This is a genomic window from Rhizobium sp. RCC_161_2 (assembly GCF_041355235.1).
GTDB lineage: Bacteria > Pseudomonadota > Alphaproteobacteria > Rhizobiales > Rhizobiaceae > Rhizobium.
This window is the reverse complement of sequence record NZ_JBFUPL010000001.1, coordinates 258,644-279,308: the sequence shown is the minus strand read 5'-3', so window position 1 is coordinate 279,308 and position 20,665 is coordinate 258,644. Positions and strand designations below refer to the sequence as shown.

General features: G+C 60.5%; 15 protein-coding genes. 10 read left to right on the top strand and 5 right to left on the bottom strand.

Annotation, left to right across the window (positions count from 1 at the left end; all coding sequences use genetic code 11):
* The first annotated feature begins 115 nt into the window (after positions 1 to 115).
* The 10 genes from AB6803_RS01210 (at position 116) to AB6803_RS01165 (ending at position 13,864) form a co-directional block, all read left to right on the top strand.
* Positions 116 to 2,023 (top strand): ABC transporter ATP-binding protein, encoded by a 1,908-nt coding sequence (locus tag AB6803_RS01210; RefSeq protein WP_371107148.1) that lies wholly within the window; start codon positions 116 to 118, stop codon positions 2,021 to 2,023.
* Positions 2,017 to 3,933 (top strand): ABC transporter substrate-binding protein, encoded by a 1,917-nt coding sequence (locus AB6803_RS01205; protein ID WP_371107147.1) that lies wholly within the window; start codon positions 2,017 to 2,019, stop codon positions 3,931 to 3,933. Before AB6803_RS01210 ends, AB6803_RS01205 begins: the two co-directional genes overlap by 7 nt.
* A complete protein-coding gene (locus AB6803_RS01200) occupies positions 3,926 to 4,924 on the top strand; it encodes an ABC transporter permease (RefSeq protein WP_371107146.1) in 999 nt (332 codons plus the stop codon). Before AB6803_RS01205 ends, AB6803_RS01200 begins: the two co-directional genes overlap by 8 nt.
* Positions 4,921 to 6,096: an ABC transporter permease gene (locus AB6803_RS01195; RefSeq protein ID WP_371107145.1), complete on the top strand. Its 1,176-nt coding sequence runs from the start codon at positions 4,921 to 4,923 to the stop codon at positions 6,094 to 6,096. Before AB6803_RS01200 ends, AB6803_RS01195 begins: the two co-directional genes overlap by 4 nt.
* 101 nt (positions 6,097 to 6,197) lie before the next feature.
* Positions 6,198 to 7,412: a glycosyltransferase family protein gene (locus tag AB6803_RS01190; protein ID WP_034516003.1), complete on the top strand. Its 1,215-nt coding sequence runs from the start codon at positions 6,198 to 6,200 to the stop codon at positions 7,410 to 7,412.
* Between the two features lie 17 nt (positions 7,413 to 7,429).
* Entirely contained in the window at positions 7,430 to 8,689 is a 1,260-nt protein-coding gene (locus tag AB6803_RS01185; RefSeq protein WP_371107144.1) for a glycosyltransferase family 4 protein, read from the top strand.
* Positions 8,686 to 9,828 carry a glycosyltransferase family protein gene (locus AB6803_RS01180; RefSeq protein WP_371107143.1) on the top strand — a complete coding sequence of 381 codons (1,143 nt, stop codon included), beginning with the start codon at positions 8,686 to 8,688 and terminating at the stop codon, positions 9,826 to 9,828. The genes AB6803_RS01185 and AB6803_RS01180 overlap by 4 nt, the downstream gene beginning before the upstream one ends.
* 237 nt (positions 9,829 to 10,065) lie before the next feature.
* Positions 10,066 to 12,780, top strand: a complete 2,715-nt coding sequence (locus AB6803_RS01175) for an ABC transporter transmembrane domain-containing protein (RefSeq protein WP_371107142.1) — start codon at positions 10,066 to 10,068, stop codon at positions 12,778 to 12,780.
* Positions 12,781 to 12,831: 51 nt separating this feature from the next.
* Positions 12,832 to 13,308 carry a cyclic nucleotide-binding domain-containing protein gene (locus tag AB6803_RS01170; protein WP_037220261.1) on the top strand — a complete coding sequence of 159 codons (477 nt, stop codon included), beginning with the start codon at positions 12,832 to 12,834 and terminating at the stop codon, positions 13,306 to 13,308.
* A 301-nt stretch (positions 13,309 to 13,609) separates the two neighbouring features.
* Positions 13,610 to 13,864: a DUF982 domain-containing protein gene (locus AB6803_RS01165; protein ID WP_371107141.1), complete on the top strand. Its 255-nt coding sequence runs from the start codon at positions 13,610 to 13,612 to the stop codon at positions 13,862 to 13,864.
* Positions 13,865 to 14,052: 188 nt separating this feature from the next.
* Here the strand turns inward: AB6803_RS01165 and AB6803_RS01160 are convergent, their stop codons facing one another.
* From AB6803_RS01160 to AB6803_RS01140, 5 genes are all read right to left on the bottom strand, one after another.
* Entirely contained in the window at positions 14,053 to 15,195 is a 1,143-nt protein-coding gene (locus AB6803_RS01160; protein WP_371107140.1) for a fumarylacetoacetate hydrolase family protein, read from the bottom strand.
* Between the two features lie 183 nt (positions 15,196 to 15,378).
* On the bottom strand, positions 15,379 to 16,749 hold the full coding sequence (locus tag AB6803_RS01155; protein ID WP_371107139.1) for an alpha-glucosidase/alpha-galactosidase: 1,371 nt from the start codon (positions 16,747 to 16,749) through the stop codon (positions 15,379 to 15,381).
* A gap of 17 nt (positions 16,750 to 16,766) precedes the next feature.
* Positions 16,767 to 18,437: an ABC transporter ATP-binding protein gene (locus AB6803_RS01150; RefSeq protein WP_371107138.1), complete on the bottom strand. Its 1,671-nt coding sequence runs from the start codon at positions 18,435 to 18,437 to the stop codon at positions 16,767 to 16,769.
* Between the two features lie 13 nt (positions 18,438 to 18,450).
* Positions 18,451 to 19,578 (bottom strand): ABC transporter permease, encoded by a 1,128-nt coding sequence (locus AB6803_RS01145; protein ID WP_371107137.1) that lies wholly within the window; start codon positions 19,576 to 19,578, stop codon positions 18,451 to 18,453.
* Positions 19,578 to 20,588 carry an ABC transporter permease gene (locus AB6803_RS01140; protein ID WP_371107136.1) on the bottom strand — a complete coding sequence of 337 codons (1,011 nt, stop codon included), beginning with the start codon at positions 20,586 to 20,588 and terminating at the stop codon, positions 19,578 to 19,580. The genes AB6803_RS01145 and AB6803_RS01140 overlap by 1 nt, the downstream gene beginning before the upstream one ends.
* Between the last annotated feature and the right edge of the window lie 77 nt (positions 20,589 to 20,665).

Below are 20,665 nucleotides of genomic sequence, written 5' to 3'. Positions count from 1 at the left end.
AATGACAGTTTTTTTACTGTTCAGGTCCTGCTTTGACCAACTGGACACCCGTTATGGCCTACGTTAGTGTGCCGAATGGGACCGTATAAGGTCGTGCAATCGGGACTACACAGGCATGACGTCAGGGACTGATTTATTGCGTATCGAGAACCTCGACGTCTCGTTCTCGATTTACGGGGACAAGTTGCGAGTTGTGAAAAACGCCAACTTGCGGGTACTCCCCGGCAAGGTCACAGCATTGGTCGGCGAGTCCGGTTCGGGCAAGTCGATCATCAGCCAGTCGATCATGGGTATCCTGCCGACACCCGCGCAAGCGAGCGGCCGCATTCTGTTTACCGATCCGCTCGACGGTCAGACCACCGACATTCTGCAACTGCCCCGCGACGGCATCGCAATCCGCCAGATGCGCGGCGCGCGCATGGCCAACATTTTTCAGGAGCCGATGACCTCGCTGTCGCCGCTGCATACGGTCGGCAACCAGGTCAGCGAGGCGCTGCGCATCCACAACCCTGCTCTCAGCAAGGCCGAGCAACGCGAAAAGACCGAGGAGATGCTGAGCCTCGTCGGCTTTCAGAATCCGCACCGCACCTTCGACATGTATCCGTTCGAGCTGTCGGGTGGCATGCGTCAGCGTGCGATGATCGCCATGGCGCTGATCTGCAATCCGGCGCTGTTGATCGCCGACGAGCCGACGACGGCGCTCGACGTCACCATCCAGGCGCAGATCCTCGGCCTGCTGCGCGGCCTGCAGCAGAAGTTCAACATGGCCATGCTGCTGATCACGCATGACCTCGGCGTCGTCGCCAACATGGCCGACGAAGTCGTGGTGATCTATCACGGCGAGATCATGGAGGCCGGGCCGGTCGAGACCATCTTCCGCCGGCCGCAGCATCGCTATCTGAAGGCGCTGATGTCGGCCGTGCCCCATTTCGACATGAAGCCGGGCGAACGGCTGAAATCGCTGCGCGACGTGCCGGTCAATCTCAGCACCTTCTCGGGCAAGAAGAAAATCGCCAAGGCCAATACCAACGCCACGGCGGCGCCGGACGTACTGCTTTCGGTCCGCAATCTCGTAAAGACCTATACGTCCAAGGGAAGCGGGCTATTCGGCCGCCGGGAGGGGACGAGGTTCCGCGCCGTCGACGATGTCAGTTTCGATATCCGCCGTGGCGAATGCCTGGGGCTCGTTGGCGAAAGCGGCTGCGGCAAGACGACGGTCAGCAAGATCCTGATGCGTGCTGTCAGCGCCGACAGCGGCTCAGTCAGCTTCGACGACGGCGACGGCAAGATCGACGTGCTGGCCGTCAAGGGCGACGCGCTCATGGATCTGCGCACAAAGATCCAGATGGTATTCCAGGACCCGGTTTCCTCCCTGTCGCCGCGCATGACGATCCGCAATATCCTGAGCGAGCCGCTGGAAATTCATCGGCATGGCGATAGCGCCGAGCGCAAGGAGAAGGTCAAGGGGTTGATGCAGGCGATCGGGCTCGACCAGCACTATCTGAGCCGCTATCCCCACAGCTTTTCCGGCGGCCAGCGCCAGCGCATCGGCATTGCGCGCGCCCTGGCGCTCGGGCCGAAGCTCCTGATCCTCGACGAGCCGGTCTCAGCGCTCGACGTTTCGGTGCAGGCGCAGATCCTCAATCTTCTCAAGGATTTGCAGAGGGAGCTTGGCCTTACCTATCTCTTCATTTCGCACAATCTCGCGGTTGTCGACTATATGGCGGACCGTATCGCCGTCATGGCCCGCGGCCGCATCGTCGAGATCGCGCCGCGCGAGATCATCCTTCGCGATCCGGTCCACCCCTATACGCGCTCGCTGCTGGCCGCGGTCCCCTTCCCCGACCTCGACCGACCGCTTGATTTCTCGGCGGTCAACAGCGAAGGTCCGGCCGCCAAGCAGAGCTGGGGGCCGCATTTTGCGGAAGAAGACGGCGGCGACCTCGCCTATGCCGACCTTGGCGGCGGTCATTTCGTGCGCGCTCGCCGCGGCGCCGATGTTCAGGAATTGCGCGCGTGGTAACCCGTCGAACCTTCCTTGGCCTGATGGCCTCCAGCGTTCTGCCGCTGCCTGTCGTGGCTGCGGAAATCGACAACGAGCCGGATTATCTGGCCGATTGGCTTCGCTCCGGCCAGATGCCGCCGCTCGTCAAGCGCCTGCCGAAATTTCCGCGGGTCGTCAACGTCAGGGCGCTGGGTCGCGCGCCCGGCCATTATGGCGGCACGGTGCGTACCATCATCGGCAGCCAGAACGATATTCGCTTCATGACGATCTACGGTTATGCCCGCCTTGTCGGCTATGATCGAACCTTGACGCTGCAGCCTGATATTCTCGAATCCTACTCCGCTCTCAATGATTGCGTCTTCACTTTCAAGCTGCGCAAGGGGCACAAGTGGTCGGACGGCCAACCCTTCACCTCGGATGATTTCCGCTATTGGTGGGAAGACGTCATCCTCAACAAGGAGCTGACGCCGGGCGGCGGCGCGCTGGAACTGCGCCCGCATGGCAGCCTGCCGCGTTTCGAGGTCCTCGACGAGCTGACGGTGCGCTATTCCTGGGACGAGCCAAATCCGGACTTTCTGCCGAGCCTGGCCGCACCCCAGCCGCTGGTCATCTCCGGCCCCGGCCATTACCTGAAGCAATTCCACAAGAAATATCAGGACAGTATCCGGCTTGCCTCGCTGATGCAGGAATCGCGTGTGCGCAAATGGCAGGACATGCACATCAAGAAGGGCCGCGCCTACAGGCCGGAGAATCCCAAACTGCCCGTGCTCGATCCCTGGCGCAACACGACGGCGCCGCCGGCGGAGCAATTCGTTTTCGAGCGCAATCCCTATTTCCACCGCGTTGACGAAAATGGCCGGCAACTGCCCTATGTCGACCGCTTCGTTCTGAGCATCAGCTCGGCGGCGATCATCGCGGCCAAGGCCAATGCCGGCGAAAGCGATCTGCAGGCGACCGGCATAGACTTCAACGACTACACGCTCCTCAAGGAGGCAGAGAAGCACTATCCGGTGAAGGTCAATCTCTGGAAGTTGACACGCGGGTCACGAGTCGCTTTGCTGCCGAACCTCAACAGCGCCGATCCCGTCTGGCGCGAGGTCTTGCGCGACGTGCGCGTGCGCCGGGCGCTCTCGCTGGCGATCGACCGACACGAGATCAACATGGCCGTATTCTACGGTCTGGGCACCGAAAGCGCCGACACCGTGCTGCCGGAAAGCCCGCTCTACAAGCCGGAATATGCCACCGCATGGATTGCTCATGACACGGATCAGGCCAATGCGCTGCTCGATGCTGCCGGCCTCGACAAGCGCGATGAGGACGGCATCCGTCTGCTGTCGGATGGCCGGCGGGCTGAGATCACGGTCGAGACACCAGGCGAAAGCACGCTCGACACCGACGTGCTGGAATTGATCACCGATCATTGGCGCAAGGTCGGCATCGCACTCTTCACCCGGGTCTCGCAACGCGACATCTTTCGCAGCCGCGCCATGGGCGGCCGCATCATGATGTCGATCTGGTACGGCCTCGACAATGGGGTAGCGACCGCAGACATGAATCCCGGCCAACTTGCACCGACGATGGACGATCAGATGCAATGGCCGCTCTGGGGCATGTATTATCTTTCCCGCCAGACACAGGGTGTTGCGCCTGATGTGCCGGAGGCGGCGGAGCTGGTCAGGCTTCTTGGCGAATGGGGAAAGGCGGCCTCCTCCTTCGAACGTGCCGAGATATGGCATAAGATGCTGTCGATCTATTCCGAGCAGGTCTTCTCCATCGGCCTGATCAACGGCACGATGCAGCCGATCCTGCACTCGTCGCGCCTGCAGAACGTGCCTGAGAAGGCGCTCTACGGCTTTGATCCGACCTGCTATCTCGGCGTCTATATGCCCGATACCTTCTGGCTGAAGGAGGATCCGGCGCATGCTTAAGTATATCCTCTGGCGCATCGCAGTGATGGTTCCGACGCTGATCGTCATCTCGATGCTGGTCTTCACCATCATCCAGCTTCCGCCCGGCGATTTCTTCGAAAGCCAGATTGCCGAACTTCGCGCTCAGGGCGAGACCGCCAACCTGCAGGAAATCACCGATCTTCGCCACGAATACGGGCTCGATAAGCCCATGGCCCTGCAATATGTCTATTGGGCCGCCGGCATGCTGCATGGCGATTTCGGCTATTCCTTCGAATATCAGTTGCCGGTCTCGGAAGTCGTCGGCGACAGGCTGTGGCTGACGATCCTCGTCTCGATGACGACGATCCTGCTGACCTGGCTGATCGCCTTCCCCATCGGCATTTATTCCGCCACCCATCAGTATAGCTGGGGCGATTATGGCCTGACCTTTCTCGGCCTGCTCGGCATCGCCATTCCGAACTTCATGCTGGCGCTGATCCTGATGTATTTCGCCAATGTCTGGTTCGGCGTCTCGATCGGCCACCTGATGGATCAGAAATACCTGTCGCAGCCGATGAGCTGGGAAAAGGCGCGCTCGATCCTGGCGCATCTGTGGATTCCGGTCATCATCGTCGGCACGGCGGGCACGGCCGGCATGATCCGTCGCCTTCGCGCCAATCTGCTCGACGAGATGCAGAAGCAATATGTCATCACTGCCCGCGCCAAAGGGCTGCATCCCCTGAAGGCACTGGTGAAGTATCCGCTGCGCATGGCGCTCAACTTCTTCGTTGCCGACATCGGCTCGATCCTGCCGTCGATCATCTCTGGAGCTGAAATCACCGCCATCGTGCTGTCGCTGGAAACGACCGGACCGATGCTGATCAAGGCATTGCAGAGCCAGGACATGTATCTCGCCGGCTCGTTCCTGATGTTCCTCGCCTTCCTGAACGTCATCGGCGTGCTGATCTCTGACATCGCCCTCGGCTTCCTCGATCCACGTATCCGCTTGCAAGGCAGGAGCACAAAGTGACCGCACCCCTGCCGCGCCCCGGCGCCCCATTGGAGCATTACGTCTCGACCGCCGCCTTCGATCCCGATCAGTTCGAAGCCATGTCCGCCGGTCAGGCGCGTTACTACCAGGCCTCGCAGAAGCGGCTGATGTGGTGGAAGTTCAAGCGGCACAAGCTTGCACTTGCGTCCGGCATCTTCCTGATCCTGCTCTACGGCACGATCCTGATTTCGGAGTTTCTGGCGCCTTACGGACTGCATACCCGCAACGTCGAATATATCCATTCGCCGCCACAGGCCATCCATCTCTTCGACCAGGGCAAATTCGTCGGCCCCTTCGTCTATGGCCGCAAGATGACACTCGAGCTCGACACGCTGCGGCGGGTCTATACCGAAAACTCAGCCGATGTTCAGCCGATCCGCTTCCTCTGTCATGGTGACCCCTATCGCTTCTGGGGCCTGGTGGATTCGGATATCCATCTGGTCTGCCCCGCTGTCGGTGGCCAGATGTACCTGCTCGGCACCGACCGCCTGGGCCGCGACGTATTGTCCCGGATCATCTACGGCGCGCGCATCTCCCTGACGATCGGATTGATCGGCATCAGCATCAGCTTCCTGCTCGGGATCGTCATCGGCGGCCTCGCCGGATATCATGGCGGGATCTTCGATCTACTGGTCCAGCGGGTCATCGAAGTGCTGCAATCGCTGCCGAGCCTGCCGCTATGGATGGCGCTTGCGGCGATCATGCCGGTGAGCTGGAGCCCTATCCTGATCTACTTCGGCATTACCATCATTCTCGGCATTCTCGACTGGACCGGGCTCGCACGAGCCGTACGCTCCAAGCTCTTGTCTTTGCGAGAAGAAGACTATGTTCTTGCTGCGCAGCTGATGGGCGCGAGCTCGCCCCGTGTCATCGGCCGGCATCTCGTGCCCGGTTTCATGTCGCACCTGATCGCGACGGCGACGATTTCGATCCCCAGCATGATTCTCGGCGAAACCGCGCTGAGCTTCCTGGGCCTCGGTCTTCGGCCGCCGATCACAAGCTGGGGCATCCTGCTGACCGAAGCTCGCGGCGCCAGCGTTATTGCATTTTATCCCTGGCTCCTTTTCCCGATGGTACCGGTGATTTTGGTCATTCTGGCGTTCAACTTTTTAGGAGACGGCTTGCGCGACGCGGCCGATCCCTACAAATAGCGGAAAGCGTGGCCAAGAAATGGATTGCAATTCGAAGAGCGGCCGCGGACGTCGTTTGCAGAGAACCCGCGAAAATGACTTTCAGTCCTGAGGTTTTGCCCATGAAGCGGCGCTTAGAAGATGCTCGAATCCTCATGTATAGTCACGACACCTTCGGTCTGGGTCATCTCAGACGGTGCCGGACCATCGCGCATGCGCTTGTCGAGAACTACCGTGGACTGAAGGTCCTGATCATTTCCGGTGCGACGATCGCCGGCGCTTTCGATTATCGAGCGCGAGTCGATTTCGTGAAGGTCCCGAGCGTGATCAAGCTGCGCGACGGCGAATATACGTCGATGGCAAGCCATGTCGATCTTCAGGAAACCCTGAAGATGCGCCAGTCGATTATCCGTCACACGGCGGAGACCTTCCAGCCGGACATCTTCATCGTCGACAAGGAACCGATGGGCCTGAAGGGCGAGGTCGAGGAGACCCTGCAATATCTAAAGGCGCGCGGCACGACGCTGGTGCTCGGCATGCGCGATGTGATGGATGCCCCGCATCTGCTCGAAGCCGAATGGAAGAAGAACAGCGTGCTGCAGAAGATCGACCAGTTCTACGACCGCGTCTGGGTCTACGGACCGCCGGACTTCCACGATCCGCTGATGGGTCTCGACGTGCCGCCCGGCGTGCGCCGGAAAATGGAATTCGTCGGCTTCCTGCAGCGCAGCGTCTCCACGCAAGGCGCGAAATCGGAACATGTGCCCGATGAAGACTATCTTCTCGTCACCACCGGCGGCGGCGGCGACGGCGCCGATCTCGTCAACGATGTCGTCAGCGCCTTTGAGCAGGACAACACGCTGCAGCACAAGACGCTGATCGTGCTTGGCCCCTATATGCCGGCCAAGGAACGCATTCAGCTTCTGAAGCGCGCAAGCAAGATTGCCTGTCTTCAGGTGATCGAGTTCGACAACAAGATGGAGGAACTGATCGCCGGCGCCAAAGGTGTGGTCGCCATGGGCGGCTACAATACCTATTGCGAAATCCTGTCCTTCGACAAGCCAGCGCTGATCATCCCGCGCACCAGGCCACGGGAGGAGCAACTGATCCGCGCCCAGCGGGCAAGCGAGCTCGGTCTCGTCGACATGCTGCTGCCGGAGGAGTCCGCCGATCCGAAGCAGCTTGCCGCCGCGCTGAAGCGCCTGCCGACCCGCGCGCCGCCATCGGCGAGCAGCGAGAACATGCGGCTGGAAGGGCTGGTGCATATTTCCCGCATCGTCGGCGAATGGTTCGACGACCGCGAGCAATATCCTCCGCTCTCGGTCGTCGCCGAATAGAGCATCGGAACCCATCGATGCGCAAAAAGATCCTGGTGGTCCTCAAGGGCTACCCCCGCCTGTCCGAGACCTTCATCGCGCAGGAGCTGCTTGGCCTGGAGCGGGCCGGCTTCGACCTGACATTGATTTCGATGCGCAGGCCGACGGACAAGAAGCGCCATCCCGTCCATGACGAGATCAAGGCGCGGGTCGTCTACCTGCCGGAATATCTCCACGACGAGCCGCTGCGCGTATTGCGCGCTTTCTTCGCCGGCATCGGCAAGCCCGGCTTCAAGCCGTTGCTGAAGCAGTTCTGGGCCGATCTCAAGCGGGACATCACGCCGAATCGCTTTCGCCGCTTCGGCCAGGCGCTGGTGCTGGCGCATGAATGGCCCGACAATGGCGAATGGCTGCACGCGCATTTCATCCATACGCCCGCCTCGGTGACGGCCTATGCCAGCATCATGACCGGCATTCCCTGGACCTGTTCCGCACATGCCAAGGATATCTGGACCTCGCCGGACTGGGAGCTGTCGGAAAAGCTCGGGCGTGCCCGTTGGACGGTCACTTGCACCCGCAGTGGCTATGAGCACATGCGCGATCTGACGTCGATGCCCGACCACGTGCATCTGAGCTATCATGGCCTCGATCTCGCCCGCTTCGGCCCCTTCGCAGGTGAGCATTCCGGCCGCGACGGCTCGCAGGCCTCCGATCCCGCCCTCCTTCTCAGCGTCGGCCGCGCGGTCGAGAAGAAAGGCTATGACGTGCTTTTGAGGGCGCTGGCGCTGCTGCCCGCCGATCTTCATTGGCGCTTTACCCATATTGGCGGCGGTGATGGGCTGGCGAAGCTGAAGGTGCTTGCCGACACGCTCGGCATTGCCGATCGCATCACCTGGAAGGGTGCGTTGGCGCAGGAGGAGGTGCTGGCGCATTACCGTCAGGCGGATCTCTTCGCGCTTGCCTGCCGGGTCGCAGCCGATGGCGACCGCGATGGCCTGCCGAATGTGCTGGTCGAGGCTTCCAGCCAGCGCCTCCCCTGCCTCTCCACCAATATTTCCGGCGTGCCGGAACTGCTGACCGATGGCGAGAACGGCTTCGTCGTGCCGCCGGAAGACCCAAAGGCGCTGGCGGCGGCACTGGAACAGGCGATCCGCGATCCGGCGCTGCGCCGCCGGCTTGGCGATGCTGCCGAAAAGCGCGTGCGTGAGCATTTCGACCATCATTCCAGTATTCGGCAATTGACACGGCTGTTCGAGGAGCAGTGGCAAAAAGAAGAGCAATGGCGGAAATCGGCATGACAGCCTCCCATAAGTCGTCCCCCCGTGTGTTCTTTTATGTCCAGCACCTGCTTGGCATCGGCCATCTTGCTCGCGCCAGCCGCATTGCCAGCGCGATGGCGAAGGACGGCTGTCTCGTGACGGTCGTCACAGGCGGCGTGCCGGTGAACGGCTTTCCCGGCCCAGACGTCAACTCGGTCACCCTGCCGCCGGTCGTCGCCAGCAGCGCCGGTTTTTCCGGCCTTGCCGATCAGTCGGGGAAGGCTGTCGGCGAGGAGTTTTTGTCCGCTCGCCGAAACTTGTTGCTGGATGCGTTCCACACGGCCGCGCCTGATGTCGTCATCATAGAGGCCTTTCCCTTCGGCCGCCGCCAAATGCGCTTCGAGCTGTTGCCGCTACTTGATGCCATTGCATCGGCCAAACCGAAGCCGAGGCTCTACAGTTCAGTGCGCGATATCCTGCAGCAGCAGAAAAAGCCGGGGCGCGACGAGGAGACCGTGGGCCTGCTGCGCGATCATTTCGACGGTGTTCTGGTCCATGGCGATCCGAACTTCGTCCGGCTGGAGGAGACATTTCCGCTGACTGCCGCCATTTCCGACAAGATCACCTATACCGGCATCGTCGCCCCGCCCTTGCCGCCCGAGCCGACCGAGATCTTCGACATCGTCGTTTCCGCCGGCGGCGGCGCGGTTGGGCGCGACCTGATCCGCGCGTCGCTTGAGGCGGCAAGCCGGATCGCGATCAACCGCCGCTGGCTGCTGGTGACCGGGCCGAACCTGCCGGAACAGGACTTCGCCACTTTGACCGCGGATGCGCCCGGTAACGTTGAGGTCGTCCGTTTCCGCAAGGATTTCCCATCTCTGCTCAGAGGTGCGGAGCTGTCGATCTCGCAGGCAGGCTACAACACGGTCGGCGATCTCCTTGTCACCGGTTGCCGCTCCATCCTGGTGCCGTTCACCGCCGGCGGCGAAACCGAGCAGTCCGTGCGCGCCGAGCGACTGGAGAATCTAGGGCTGGCGCTGGCGTTGCCGGAAGCGGGACTGACGACGGATCAGCTCGTCGGGACCATCGACAAGGCACTCTCGCAACCGAAGCCGTCGACCCTTGATATCGACCTCACCGGCACCGAAAAGACCTCCGCAATCATCCGTCAATTATAGTGAAATTCGCGGTGACGGTCTGTCACTTCTCCTCGTCGTTTTGCCCCCCTCGTTTTCCGCAATCTTGTGATATAAAATGGGAAATCAATGAATCGGGAGGAACCTGGGCGAGAGACCGGGGGCGTCCCGTTTTCGATATGGGGCCGCGCATCCAAAATGAACTCCTCCCGCACCTCTGCAACATCGGCGCCGGCATTGACGGCGAAGACTGTTGAATTTGGAAGCATGCAATAAGCGATGGAAAAAAGCCTAGCGCGTTACATCTGGTCGAACACCCGGCTGGAGCAGATTTGGATACTGACGATCGTCGCCGCTTCGATGATCCCGTACTTTCTGTCTTTCGACTTGCCGAAGCAGATCGTCAACGGGCCTATCCAGGGCAAAGGTTTCGAGCATCCCGGCGACACCCAGACCTTCATGCATATCGCCTTCGACCTGCCCCTGATCGGGCATATCGAGGTATTCGAGGGCCTGCATCTCACGCGCTTCTGGATGCTGATCGCACTCAGCCTGGTATTCCTGGCGCTGGTCGTCCTCAACGGCCTCTTCAAGCTCTACATCAACACCTATAAAGGCCGTCTCGGCGAGCGCATGCTGCGCCGCATTCGCTTCGAGCTGATCGACCGCGTGCTGCGTTTCCCGCCGGCGCATTTCAAGCGGGTGAAGCCCGCTGAGATCGCCACCATGATCAAGGACGAAGTCGAGCCGATGGGCGGCTTCACCGGCGACGCTTTTGTGCAGCCGGCCCTGCTCGGCGGCCAGGCGATCACTGCGCTGATCTTCATCATCATGCAAAATTTCTGGCTGGGCATGATCGCCGCAGCCATCGTCGTGGTGCAGGCAATCGTCATTCCGCGCATGCGTAAGCGGCTGCTCGAACTCGGGCGCCAGCGGCAATTGACCGCGCGCGAACTGTCTGGCCGCGTCGGCGAAATCGTCGAAGGTATCGGCACGATCCATGCCAACGACACCTCCAATCTGGAGCGCGCCGACATTGCCGCTCGCCTCGGGCTGATCTTCTCGATCCGCTACGATCTCTACCAGTGGAAGTTCATGGTGAAATTCATCAACAACTTCCTCGCCCAGGTGACACCCTTCCTGTTTTATTCGATCGGCGGTTTTCTAGCGCTGCAGGGCCGGCTCGATATCGGTCAGCTCGTCGCCGTCATCAACGCCTATAAGGACCTGCCGGGGCCGTTGAAGGAACTCATCGACTGGGATCAGTCGCGCCAGGACGTTCAGGTCAAATACAATCAGGTGGTCGAACAGTTCAGCGTCGATGGCCTGATCGATCCGAAGATCCAGCTTGTCTCACCCGCTCCCGCAGGTCGTATTACCCATCCGCTGGTCGCCACCAATATCACCGTCGTCGATGACAGCGGTGCCCGCGTGCTGGACCACGTTTCCGTCGAGATCAATCCCGGCGAGACGGTGGCGATCGTCGGCGAAAGCGGCGCCGGTGGCGAATATCTTGCCGAGGCGCTAGGCCGGCTTGTCCGGCCGGATACCGGTCGGACCACTATTGACGGCCACGATCTGCTGGAATTGCCGGAATCGCTGACGGGGCGGCGCATTGCCTATGCCTCATCGGATACCTTCTTTTTCCACGGGACGTTGCGCAGCAATCTTCTCTATGGCCTGAAGCACGCGCCATTGACCGCGGCGACTTATGACGAGAAAGCAGCCAACAAGCTCAAGTGGCAGATGATCGAAGCGCGGCGCGCCGGCAATCCGGAGCTGGACCTTAACAGCGACTGGGTCGATTATGCCGCCGCCGGCGCCACCGGTCCGAACGATATCTATGCCGCCATTCGTCCCGTTCTCGATGTCGTGGCCATGTCCCAGGATATCCTCGACATGGCGCTACGCTCGACTGTCGACACGGTGGCGCATGAGGATCTCACCTCGCGCATCGTCGAGCTGCGCCAGGCGCTGCGCGTGAGGCTGAAGGAGGAAAATCTCGAAGGGCTTGTCGTGCCCTTCGAATTCGATGCCTATAATCCGCAGGCGACAGTCGGCGAAAACCTACTGTTCGGCACGCTGAAGCGACCGCAGATGACCAATCGCAAGCTTGCTGCGCACCCCTATTTCCAGCAATTGTTCACCGAGACCGGCCTCAATACCGACCTCTACGACATGGGCCTGGAAATCGCGGAAAACGCCGTCGAGCTCTTCACCGACCTGCCTCCGGACCACCCTTTCTTCCAGCAGCTCACCTTCATGACACCGGAAGATATTCCGACCTACGAGGCGCTATTGCAGAAGCTGAACGGCAAGGGCTTCTCCGCCGCTTCGCCTGACGAACGGGCAGCCATCATCCGCCTCAGCTTCTCCTATATCGAACCTCGCCACCGCTTCGGTCTTTTGACCCAGACGCTGATGGAGAAGATCGTCACGACGCGGATCAAGTTCTACGAGCATATCCCGGCCGATCTTGCCGAGGTGATCGAGCGCTACGATCCGGAGCGTTTCACCGCCTCGGCGACATTGATGGACAACGTGCTGTTCGGCAGGATCGCCCATCAACAGGCGAACGCGCCCGAGCGTATTCACTCCATCATGTACGACGTGTTCGAACGGCTCGGCATGCAGGACAGCGTGCTGTCAATCGGGCTGGACTTCGATGTCGGGTCCGGCGGCAAGCGATTGACCAACGTGCAGCGGCAGAAACTCAATCTTGGCCGTGCCCTGCTGAAGCGGGCCGACTACATCATCTGCAACCGCCCGTTGCCAGCGCTCGACCATCGTATCCAGGATCAGATCCTCCGCTCCATCCTGACAGAACTCGACAGGAGCGCGGATAAGCCAGCACTCATCTGGGTACTGTCCAACCCGAATTTTGCCGAGCTGTTCGATCGCGTTCTGGTCTTCAACCATGGCAGCCTGGTTGAAAGCGGCACAACGACCGATCTTTTAGAAAAAAACGGGATGTTCAAAGAACTGTTATCGTAATATCCTATTGCGCGGGGATATCTGGGGCCTGAAACCGGGGATTTGAAGCTCATGCTTCTGAAGGACGAAGTTGAAATGCTGAAACGGGTGCCGATTTTTGCGCGCATCGCACCCGCAAAATTGAAATTGTTGGCATTTACCTCGGATCGCGTCAGCTATAATGCCGGTCAGGCGTTGTTTCATCAGGGCGACCAGGGCGACGCGGCCTACGTTGTTCTTTCAGGAACTGCTGATATTCTTGTCGATAGTCCCGCCGGCGAGATCAAGGTCGCCGAAGTCGATATCAACTCCATCGTCGGTGAGATCGCCATTCTCTGTGATGTCTCCCGTACCGCCACCGTCAAGGCGACATCGCGGCTGGAAGCACTGAAGATCAGCAAGGAACACTTCCTGAAGCTGCTGAGCGATTTCCCCGAAATGGCCGTAGAAATCATGCGCGTCCTCGCCGACCGCCTCAATCACACCACCTCCGAACTCACCGCTGCCCGCAGCCGCCAGCAGCAACCGCACTCGATGTCGACGCATTGAGAGCAACGTTTTTGACAGGCGCCCGTAGCCCGTAGGTCCTGCCTGACCATTTGTGCGTAGGTCAGCGCATGCGCAAACATACGATCTGATAGAGTCTATTCGGGATTCTTATGTTTCCCCTGCCTTTAGCTGTGACGACTTGCCGCCCGATTGTCCTTATCGGCCCGTCTCAAACTGCATCCCGACGCAGACGCCAGAGCCCCTAATCACCTTTTGACGATACCAGCGCGATGATGGCACCCCACTCCGGAACGTATTTTGCAAGGTTACCAAAGTATGTGTGCTTTGGAGGTATTGCGTTTTGAAACGGGACACTTTGCGGCCCTTCCCTGCCGTGACATTGGTGATGGAAGGCGCTGGGGAATATCGGCGTGTCAATTCGGTACAGGCCGCCACTGAGACGCTGCTGGAACATTGGCCGATCGACGACGGTGAAGAGTATCTGGCTGCGATAAAAGTGTGCCTCGACGCGATGATGGGTACGGTCCAGCCATCCGCCGCGCGAGAGGCACTTATCAAGGCAGCAGAGGAAGCTGGTGTGTCTGTGATGCAGTGAGACGCCATGGCCATCCATACAGCCTATAGCGCATTCGATTGAAAGAGGACGGGCCGACGCCAGCCGAACCCCACCCTAGAGCGTTTCAGCGCTTCACGGAATCGCTTCGCCGCTCTATCCTATTGTTTTGACGCAATTCCGGACGGAAAACCGCTGCGCACTTTTCCTGGAATTGCTCTAATTCCCCATCAAATCAGCCCGCGCCCAGCCAGGTTGCGCATCAGATGCGACACGCCGAAGGTCCAGGGCGCGCATTCCGTCGACAGCAGCACGCGATTTCGGAGCGCCCCAAGCCTGTCGTTGGAAATGGTGACGATGTCGCCGATCTTGTGGGTGAAGCCCTGCCCCGGCGTATCGCGATCCTCCACCGGCGCAAAAAGGGTGCCCATGAACAGCACGAAACCATCGGGATATTGATGATGGCGGCCTATGGTCTGGGAGACGAGGTCGAGCGGATCGCGACTGATCTCCTTCATCGACGAGCGGCCGTGCAGGACATAGCCGTCCTCGCCTTCGACCTTGAGGTCGAGATCGGCATTGCGCACATCATCGAGCGTATAAGTCTCGTCGAACAGGCGGATGAAGGGGCCGATCGAGCAAGAGGCATTGTTGTCCTTCGCCTTGCCGAGCAGCAGCGCCGAGCGTCCTTCGACATCCCGCAGGTTGACGTCGTTGCCGAGCGTCGCCCCCCTGACGCGGCCTTGGCTATCAACGGCGAGCACGATTTCCGGCTCGGGATTATTCCACTTCGAGATCGGATGCAGGCCGACATCGGCGCCTGGGCCCATTGACGACATGACCTGCGACTTCGAGAAGACCTCGGCGTCCGGGCCGATGCCAACCTCAAGATATTGCGACCACACTCCCTCCTCGATCAGCGCCGCCTTGACCTTCGCGGCCTCCGGTGAGCCGGCCTTCAGATTGCGCAGGCTGTCACCGATCAGGGCCGTGACCTTGCCGCGGATCGATTCCGCAAGATCCGGGTTGCCGGCGGCACGCTCCTCGATGACACGTTCGAGCATCGACCGGGCGAAGGTGACGCCGCAGGCCTTGATCGCCTGCAGGTCGATGGGAGCGAGAAGATGGACCACCGAGTTGTCGGCCTTGGCAGCGAGCAAGTCATCGAGCCTGGCGACGGCTTCGCCCTTTTGCGCGTGGACAAAGGATACCGGATCATCCTTTTCCAACAGGTCGCGCATGGTCGGCGCGTCCTTTGAGGTGATGTCGTAAAGAGCACCGTCACGGACGACGACAAGGGCCGGCCCCTTCACATCCGGACGCCATACACGTCCGACGAAGGTTCCGCTGCTGAAAATATCCGAACTGGCCATGTCTTTGCTCTCTCCCAAGATTTGCTGTCGTTTCTAGCGCAGTCGGATCGGCTTTTCCATCCGATATCGGTTTGGAAAATAGAGGGTTTTGGATTTTCACCTTCTTAGCCAAGGCTAAAAAGGCGAGGCCCCGCAGCGATGCTGCGGGGCCCTTCCGGCCGCAAAAACCGGGAGAGGGTGGTTTCAGGCGGCCTGAACCTTGCGGGCGCCGCGCGCCCATTCCGGCAACCAGTCACCGTGCGCGGCCAGCAGATCATCGGTGAGCGACCAGATCTGGTCGAGATCGAGCTCGGCGGCCGTATGCGGGTCCATCATTGCCGCGTGGTAAATGTGCTCACGGTTCTCAGTCATCAAGGCCTGAACGGTCAATTCCTGCACATTTATGTTGGTGCGGATGAGCGCGGTCAGTTGCGGCGGCAGATCGCCGATGAAGGTCGGCTGGATGCCTGAGGCATCGACCAGGCAGGGAACCTCGGCGGCGCAATTATAGGGCAACGAGGTGATGCAGCCATTGTTGCGGACGTTGCCATAGATCACCGAGGGCTCGCCGGTCCAGACCGAGTTGATGATCGAAGAGGCGTATTCCTTCGATTGCGTGACCTCGATCTTGTCAGCATTGCGATATTCATCAGCCTGGCTCTTCCAGCGGGCGATCTGCTCGATGCAGCGCTTCGGATATTCGTCGAGCGGAATGCCGAACTTCTCGATCAGGTCCTCGCGACCTTCCTTGATGAAATAGGGCGTGTATTCGGCGAAATGTTCCGAGCTCTCGGTGACGAAATAGCCAAGCCGTGTCAGCATCTCATAGCGCACCTTGTTCGGGCAGCGCGGGTTCCAGCCGGGCTTCGGCGCACGTCCCTCGCGGTAGGCGCGCACGAGATCGGGATAGAGATCGCGATAGGATCCATCCGGCTGGCGATGCTCGAACTTCAGGTAGAAGGCCATATGGTTGATACCGGCCGAGCGATAGCGAATTTCCTCATAGGGAATGTCGAGATCGTGGGCCAGTTCCATCGCCGTACCCTGCACGGAATGGCAGAGGCCGACCTGCTTGATCGTCGGGTACTTCTCGGCAATCGCCCAGGTATTGATCGCCATCGGGTTGACATATTGCAGCATCACCGCCTCGGGGCAGACGGCGAGCATGTCCTCGCAAATCTTCCAGAGATGCGGCACGGTGCGCAGCCCGCGCATGATACCGCCAACGCCGAGCGTATCGGCGATCGTCTGGCGCAGGCCGTATTTCTTCGGCACTTCGAAGTCGGTCACCGTGCAGGGCTCATAGCCGCCGATCTGGAAAGCGACGACGACGAAATGAGCGCCGTCCAGCGCCTTGCGCTGATCGGCAAAGGTTTCGACGGTGGCCGGTGCGCCAAGCGTCGAGGCAAGCTTGCGCACGACGATGGCGCTTTCTTCCAGCCGCTGCGGGTTCAAATCCATCAGCGCAAATCTAGCGCCCGAAAGCGCCGGACGCTGCAGCACGTCGCCGATGATGTTTTTCATGAAGACGGTGGAACCGGCGCCGATAAAGGTGATCTTGGGATTGCCTGTCATTTGAAATCTCCTGAATGCTAGGAAGCTACCTCGAACGCCGCTTTGACGAGGCGTTCGGTGTAGGCGGTCTTGGGATGGGAAAGAACGTCGTCGACCGGTCCTTCTTCCACGATCTTGCCGTGCTGCATGACGATGACGCGATGGCAAAGGGCGCGGACAACCTTGAGGTCGTGCGAGATGAAAAGGTAACTCAGGCCCCGCTCATCCTGCAGCTTGCGCAGGAGGTCGATGATCTGTGCCTGGACGGAGAGATCGAGCGCCGAGGTCGGCTCGTCGAGCAGAATGAATTCCGGCTCGAGCGCGATGGCACGGGCGATGGCGATGCGCTGGCGCTGGCCGCCGGAAAATTCGTGCGGGAAGCGCGACAGGATATTCGACGGCATGCCGGCGCTCACCAGCGCTTCCTTCACCCGCTCCAGCCGCTCGGCCTTGTTGGCGCCGATGTTGTTGACCACCAGCCCCTCGGAAATGATCTGGCCGATGGTCATGCGCGGGTTGAGCGAAGAGAATGGATCCTGGAAAACGACTTGCATACGCGAGCGCAGCGGCCGCATCTCGGCGCGCGAGCGGCCTTGGATCGCCTGGCCGGCGAAATAGATCTCGCCGCTGTCGGCATCGATCAGCCGCAGCAGCGCCTGCCCGAACGTGGTCTTGCCGGAGCCGGATTCACCGACAAGGCCAAGCGTTTCGTGGCGGCGAAGCTCCAGGCTCAGACCACCGACGGCGACAAGCTCGCGCAGGTCCGGCTTGAACAGGCCGCCATGGCGCAGCATGAAGGCGACCTTCACGGACTTGCCCTCAAGGATCGTGCCGCAATCCGGCGGCAGCGGCTTTGCCTGCCCCCGCGGCTCTGAGGCAAGCAGATGCCGCGTATAGGGATGCTGCGGATGGGCGAAGAGCTCTTCGGTCGTATTGTGCTCGCGCATCTCGCCATGCTGCATGACATAGACATAGTCGGAGAACTGCCGGACGACCGTTAGATCGTGGGTGATCAGGATCACCGCCATGCCGAGCTGCTTTTGCAGGTTGCGGATGAGATTCAGGATTTGCGCCTGCACGGTCACGTCGAGCGCGGTCGTCGGCTCGTCGGCGATCAGCACGTCCGGATCATTGGCGAGCGCCATGGCGATCATCACGCGCTGGCGCTGCCCGCCGGAAAGTTGGTGCGGATATTGTCTGAGCCGGGCCTCGGGATCGGGGATCTGCACCTGCTTGAGCAGGTCTAGCGCCCGTTTTTCCGCCTCGCGCCGGCTAACCTTGCGGTGGACGCGGATTGCCTCGACGATCTGGCCGCCGATCGTATAGATCGGGTTGAGCGAGCTCATCGGCTCCTGGAAGATCATCGAGATGCGGTCGCCACGCAACTGCCGCCGGGCGCGCTCGGAGAATTTCAGGACATTCTTGCCGTCGTAGTTGACGCTCGATTTTTCCGAGACCACGGCGCGCTTGGTAAGCAGCCCCATGATCGTACGGGCGGTCACCGATTTTCCCGAGCCGGATTCTCCGACGATGGCGATGGTTTCGCCGCGATAGAGCTGGAAGGAGATGTCCTTGACGGCATCGATGATACCGTCCTCGACCTTGAATTTGACCGCGACATTGCGGGCGTCGATGACGGGCGACACTGTTTTGCCGGCGGCATCGAGCCTGATGTCGGGAGCGAAGGGGTTGACGAGTGTGAGGGTCATGATCTGTCTCCTCTCAATAGGGGTCGATCGCGTCGCGTAAGCCGTCGCCAAGCGCGTTGAACGCAAAGACGGTGACGAGCACGAAGGCGACGGGCGAGAGGATCCAGGGATAGGAGCCAATAACCGAATAGGTAGACGTGTCCTGCAACATCAGCCCCCAGGAGATCAGCGGCGGCTTGACCGCAAAGCCGAGAAAACCGAGGAAGGATTCGAGCAGCACCACGCTCGGGATTGCCAGCGTCACGGCGACGATGACGTGGCTCATCACGTTCGGAAAGATATGCTGCAGGATGATGCGCCGATCGGTCGCCCCGACCGCCATTGCGGCGCGCACATACTCTATCCTGGCCAGGGCCATGGTCTTGCCACGCACCTCACGCGACATCTGTGCCCAGCCGAGCGCCGACATGACGACGATGACGAAGGCGAGGAAGACATTGGTCGGCGCCGTCACCGGGATGAGCGAGGTCAGCGCCAGATAGAGCGGCAATTGCGGAAAGGCGAGCACCAGTTCGACGAAACGTTGGATCCAGGTATCAAGGGTGCCGCCGAAATATCCGGACACCATGCCCACTGTCGTTCCGACGACGGTGACGATGAAGACGACGGTCAACGCGATCATCAAGGAGATGCGCGAACCATAGATGGCACGGGATAGGACATCGCGGCCGAACTTGTCGGTGCCGAGAAAATGCACTGGCTGCCCATCGGTCGACCCGAAGAGATGGCGGTCGCCCGGGATCAGGCCGAAGAGTTTATAGGGCGCACCCTTGACGAAGAAGCCGAGCAGACGGGGATTGTTGTAGTCCGGCCCGACCACTGGCTGGAAGGTGACGGGATCGAGTTCGTCGGTCTCGGCCAGCGCATAGACGCGCGGCTGGAAGACGAAATTGCCATCCTTGTCGTGAAAGCTGATCACCTGCGGCGGCGCAAAGCCGGTATCGGTCGCCTTGGGATCGTCGGGTGAAATGAACTCGGCAAAGAGCGCCATCAGGAGCAGCAGAACGACGAGGATCAGGCCGCCCATGCCGGTCCAGGAGCGCTTCAGACGTCGCCAGACAAGCGCGATATAGCTCTCATTGCCGCCTTTCAGCGTTATTTTTTCTTCAAGCGGTGGTGGGGATGTGTTGAAGGCGAGCATCAGCTGATCCCTCCCTGTTGGCGCACGCGGGGATCGAGCAGGGCGAGCAGAACATCGGCAATGATGTTGCCGACGATCAGTGTCGCCGACAGCACCAGCATGAAGGTGGCGGTGACATACACGTCGCCGACCGCCATGGAGCCAACGATCGCCGGACCGACGGTCGGCAGCGCGAAGATGATGGCGGTCTCGATCTCGCCGGTCAGCATGTAGGGCAGTACGACGCCCTGATACATGACGAGCGGATGGAGCGCGTTCGGAACGGCATGGCGCATGACGACGGCGCCGCCGGACAGACCCTTGGCGCGGGCGGTCTCGACATATTGCGCATTCAGCGTGTCGAGCAGATTGCCCCGCATGACGCGCATATTATAGGCGAGCCCGCCGAAGGTGGCGATCGCCACGACCGGCCAGACATGTTTGACGAGATCGACGAACTTACCCCAGGACCACGGCGCGCCACCATATTGCGGCGAATAGAAACTGCCGATTTCCGAGACGTTGAGCTGGAAGACGAGGATATAGACGATGATCAGCGCCATCAGAAAGCGCGGCACCGTCATGCCGAGGAAGGAGATGCCGGAGAGCAGGCTATCGATCCAGCTATATTGTCGCGTCGCCGCCCAAATGCCGAAGCCGATGCCGAGGATAGACGCCAGGATGTGGCAAACGAGGGCGAGCAGCAAAGTGCGCGGCAGACGCTCGCCGACAACGTCGCCAACCGGCTTGTTGTAGAACATGCTGTAGCCGAAATCGCCCCTGGTGACGATGCCGCCGATCCAGTTGAAATATTGCACGACCATCGGCTTATCGAGACCATGCTCCTGGCGGTAAGCCTGTGCCTGGGCGTCAGCCTGGGCGAAGGATGCGCCGCCCTGGTTCATCAATTGCGAGCGGATATAGTCAGCATAGTCTCCCGGCGGTGCCTGGATAATGGCGAAAGTCACCACGCTCAGGATCAGGAGCACGGGTATGGCTGAGGCTATGCGCATGAGCAGGAATCGCAACATGGAACGGTTCGCTTCTCTTGTTGCCGCCGGTGGTCTGCATCCCCTAGGGATCGCACGGACCGGCTGTGTTCACATTT